2 protein-coding genes, 1 pseudogene and 1 riboswitch are annotated in these 4,586 nt (G+C 52.4%); all 3 genes and pseudogenes read left to right on the plus strand.

The window, feature by feature from the left end:
• A partial coding sequence (locus ACLTD4_RS32935; protein ID WP_412331930.1) for a carbohydrate ABC transporter permease occupies nt 1-783 on the plus strand: 783 nt, incomplete at its 5' end.
• 55 nt (nt 784-838) lie between these two features.
• Nucleotides 839-2,626, plus strand: a complete 1,788-nt coding sequence (locus ACLTD4_RS32940) for a glycoside hydrolase family 36 protein (protein WP_243008205.1) — start codon at nt 839-841, stop codon at nt 2,624-2,626.
• A gap of 139 nt (nt 2,627-2,765) precedes the next feature.
• Nucleotides 2,766-2,866: riboswitch (purine riboswitch) on the plus strand.
• A gap of 268 nt (nt 2,867-3,134) precedes the next feature.
• Nucleotides 3,135-4,465, plus strand: a pseudogene (locus ACLTD4_RS32945) (uracil-xanthine permease family protein).
• The last annotated feature ends 121 nt before the right edge of the window (nt 4,466-4,586 follow it).

Raw genomic sequence — 4,586 nt, forward strand, 5'->3', positions numbered from 1 at the left:
ATTTGTGTGTTTATGGCATTTCTCGTGCTGTTTCCGTTTCTACTGGTCCTTCTGACCTCCTTCAAATCCGTGTCTGAGGCCGCGGTGGTGACATTTTCCCTTCCGGAAAAATTTCTGTGGGAGAATTTTGCCTACGTAATCGAGAAGGGACAGCTGCTGCGGGCGTTTAAGAACAGCCTGATTATCACCGGCTCGGCGGTGACGCTGACGGTGTTTGTGGCCTCAATCACGGCCTTCGTCCTGACGCGGCGATCCGACAGGCTGAGCCGGATTTTGAGCAATTACTTCCTGATCGGCATGATCGCGCCCCTTTCGCTTATACCAGAGGTGATGATCGTTAAGTTTTTAGGACTCAGCGGGACCTACGCCGCGATTATTCTGATCCATGTGGCTTCCAGGCTGCCGCTCAGCATTATGATCTATTCGGGCGTCATCAAGGGGATTCCCAGGTCCCTGGATGAATCGGCCATGCTGGAGGGCTGCGGACTCTTGAGCATGTTTTACCGGGTGATTTTTCCGCTGTTAAAGCCGGCCGTCTTCACAAATATTATTATCACCTTTATGGGGGTATGGAACGATTTTCAGATCTCCCTGTATTTTGTGACGGATACGGCCAAGAATACGCTGCCTCTCAGCATCTACAGCTTTGTCGGCTATATGACGTATAAATGGAACTACGTGTGCGCGTTTATCGTTTTGTCGATCCTTCCGATCCTTTTGATCTACTGTATTGCACAGAAATATATCGTTGACGGGATGATTGCAGGTGCTGTGAAAAGTTAAAGCGGCCGAAGGCAGAAAAAAACTGACATGACAGGAGGAAAAGCCATTGTGCAGCATGATGAAACGAACAATTGAAATCCGGGAGGAAGGCGTGCCGGAGGCGTTCACGGTGGTAAGGAAATCGTGGGAGGAAGGCGGCGTCCGCTTTCTGTCCTGGTCCTTCCGCGCAGAGCGGGAGACGGTATTTCCGCCGGTGCGGATTCATATCACGGTTCCGGCCAGAGGCATTCATTACCGCTGGACGCCAAAGCTCCACTTGATCAAGGCCCTCAATTCGGACTGGTTCGAGAATCTGTATGAAACCAGCGGATTCACAGGGGCGCCGGTGGAGTGCCTGATCGCGCAGGATAATAGAAACTGCGCCGTTATCGCCCTGTCCGACACGCTTCATACCATCGGAATGAAAAGCATCCCCGTGGAGGAAACCGCACAGTACGATGTGGAGATAGCCCTGTTTGCCCGGGAGGCATACCGTGGGATGGAGTATTCGGTAACGGTACGCGTGGATACCCGTCCCCTGCCTTATTATAAAGCGCTTGCGGACACGGCGAAATGGTGGGAGACTATTCCTGGCAATGAACCGGCCGTGGTGCCGGAAGCGGCCAGGGAGATCATGTATTCCACCTGGTACAGTTACCACCAGAACGTGGATGAAAAGACGCTGTTCGCCCAGGCGGAGCTGGCGAAGGAACTCGGATGCAGCAGCCTTCTTCTGGATGACGGATGGCAGACGGAGGATACCGGACGCGGTTACGCATACTGCGGAGACTGGAAACCGGCTCCCTCCAAATTTCCCGATATGGCTGGATTTGTAAAACGGATGCACGATATCGGTATGGGCGTCATCCCATGGTATTCGGTTCCCTTTATCGGTGAGCGATCGGAAAATTTCCAGCGGTTTAAGGACATGCTCATCGACCCGGATGCGGAGCGGGAGTGGCATGTGCTGGACCCGCGGTATCCCGAGGTCAGGGAGTTTTTGATCGGTATTTATGAAAAAGCGCTTCTGGACTGGGATTTAGACGGCTTCAAGCTGGACTTTGTGGATGAATTCGTGGTTACGCCATTTAGCGGGAGGGAGGAGGACGACAGGCGGGACTGCACTTCCTTTACCGAGGCGGCCGACCGGCTGATGAAAGACTGCATGGCGCGGTTAAAAAACCATAAGGCGGATATTATGCTGGAATTCCGGCAGACGTATAACGGGCCGCGGATGCGCAGCTTCGGCAATATTTTCCGCGCCGTGGACTGCCCCTTCGACGACGCAGAAAACCATGTGCGCGTGACGGACCTCCGGCTGATTGCAGGGGAGAGCGCGGTGCACTCCGATATGCTCATGTGGGATCGGGAGGATACTGCGGCGGGGGCGGCCCTGCAGATGATACAGATTCTGTTCAGCGTGCCGCAGCTCTCCATGAGGCTGGAGGAGCTTCCGCGGGAGCATAAGGAGATGCTGGCTTACTACTGCGGCCTGTGGAAACGGTATAAGAAGGCATTTCTGGAAGGGAGCTTTGAACCCTTGAATCCGCAGTGCCGTTATAACGTCATCATGGGCCGCGCGGGGGAGCAGCTGGCCTGCACTTACCACAGCCGGGAGCTGGTCTCCGTGCATCAGCCGGCGAGAGAGATGGTGTTTGTCAATGGAACCGGGAGGGAAGGACTGCTCCTCCGCCTGGGAAGCGGCAAAACGGTGTATAAAATGACGGTGCGGGAGTGTACAGGCGAGCAGCTGTCCTCCGGCCTTCTGACCGACGACGGCGGAATTCTCACCGTACCGGTTCCGGCGGGCGGAACGGTTGAACTTATAAAAAACGAAACGGATTTTTCTATTCACAAATCTTAAAAATATGCAGGTTGAATTAAAATGTTTTATTATGCATGATATCTAAAATAATTTAAGAATACCTAAAAAATATATTGACTTTATTGATGAAAATGTTTATAATAAAACATATCAAATCAATGTTTTTGTGAAAATTGAATAGAAATTACCGTATGCATCTTGTATATGTCCAGGATAATGGCCTGGACGTTTCTATCCGACTTCCTAAATGTCAGGGCTACAGGAGCAGCTTTTAAGCTGCCTGTCTCCGACAGCCGGGAAGTCTTTTTTTGTTCAGTCGCAGCGATGCGGCGTGTAAAAAGACGGGATCCCGGCTGGACGGTATGACACGCTATACGGCAGATTCCGATTCTCATGGTAAAGAGGGGGTGAACGATGACTGAAAAGTGCCGTAGATGAAGGAAACTGCAGACGGTGCTCTCTGCTTTGATGACAGGGGGCGGAACGCGGACAGTTCAGCAGACGACGGCAAAAACATTGAAATAAGAAAATGATAAAGGAGAATATCATGAAAAGCAATGCAGAAGTCAGCATTAACAACATTTACAGACTGGACGGGCGTGTGCCTTTGGGAAAAGCGATCCCCTTCGGTCTGCAGCATGTACTTGCAATGTTCGTGGCGAATCTGACTCCAATCGTCATCGTGACTGCGGCGGCGGGCTTAGAGACCAGCCAGACGGCTGCCCTGATCCAGAATGCCATGTTCATCGCAGGGGTTGCTACGCTGATTCAGTTGTATCCGGTCTGGCGCATCGGTGCGAAGCTTCCGATCGTTATGGGAGTGAGCTTTACGTTTGTGACCATTTTGAGCTCTGTGGGAGCCAAATACGGCTATCCCTCCATGCTGGGGGCCATTCTCATCGGCGGCCTGGTGGAGGGAACCCTGGGCCTGTTCGCCAAATACTGGCGAAAGCTGATTTCCCCCATCGTATCGGCCTGTGTCGTGACCTCCATCGGTTTTTCACTCCTGACAGTGGGCGCGCGCTCTTTCGGCGGCGGTTATTCCGATTCCTTCGGTTCTGCGACCAACTTATTAATCGGTACCGTTACGCTCCTCAGCTGTATTCTGTTTAATGTATTTGCAAAGTCCTTCTGGAAACAGCTTTCCGTTCTGTTTGGCCTGGTGGTAGGCTATGTGCTCGCCATCGTACTTGGTGTTGTGGATTTGTCCGGGATGCTGGAAGGCGGTATTTTATCCCTTCCGCGTATTCTGCCGTTTCTGCCGGAGTTTCACGCCGGCGCCATTCTGTCTGTCGTTGTGATCTTCCTGGTGTCGGCGACGGAGACGATCGGCGACACGACCGCCATGGTCGTATCCGGCCTCGACCGCGATATTACGGAGAAAGAGATATCCGGCTCCCTGGCCTGTGACGGATTCGCAAGCAGTATCTCCTCACTGTTCGGATGCCTTCCGGTAACCTCCTTCAGCCAGAACGTGGGGCTGATTGCCATGACGAAGGTCGTCAACCGTTTTACCATCATGACGGGCGCCATCTGCATGATTCTGGCCGGACTGTTCCCGCCGATCGGCCCTTCTTCGCATCTCTTCCGGATGCCGTTCTGGGTGGCTGTACGATCATGATGTTTGGCTCCATCATCATCAGCGGTGTGCAGATGCTTGCCCGCGCCGGCTTCAGCCAGAGAAACACGATTATCAGCTCCCTTTCTCTGAGCGTGGGAATCGGATTTACCCTGCTTCCGGAGATCTTCCAGATCTTCCCGGCCATCCTCCAGGATGTGTTTGCGGAAAACTGTGTGGCAGTAGTATTTGTTCTGGCTCTCGTACTTAACCTGATTCTGCCGGAAAATATGGATATTGAGAAGGCAGTGGAAGAGTAATCCTATACTTAACAACAAAAAAAGATCAGATATCGTGTCAGATATCTGATCTTTTTCTTATATAATTAACTCCCCGAGTAGGACTTGAACCTACGACAGCGCGGTTAACAGCCGCGTGCTC

Source organism: Hungatella sp., from assembly GCF_046966825.1.

Excerpts from the sequence above, each read along its gene's own strand:
- ACLTD4_RS32940 (WP_243008205.1), top strand. The coding sequence starts at position 839 with ATGATGAAACGAACAATTGAAATCCGGGAGGAAGGCGTGCCGGAGGCG.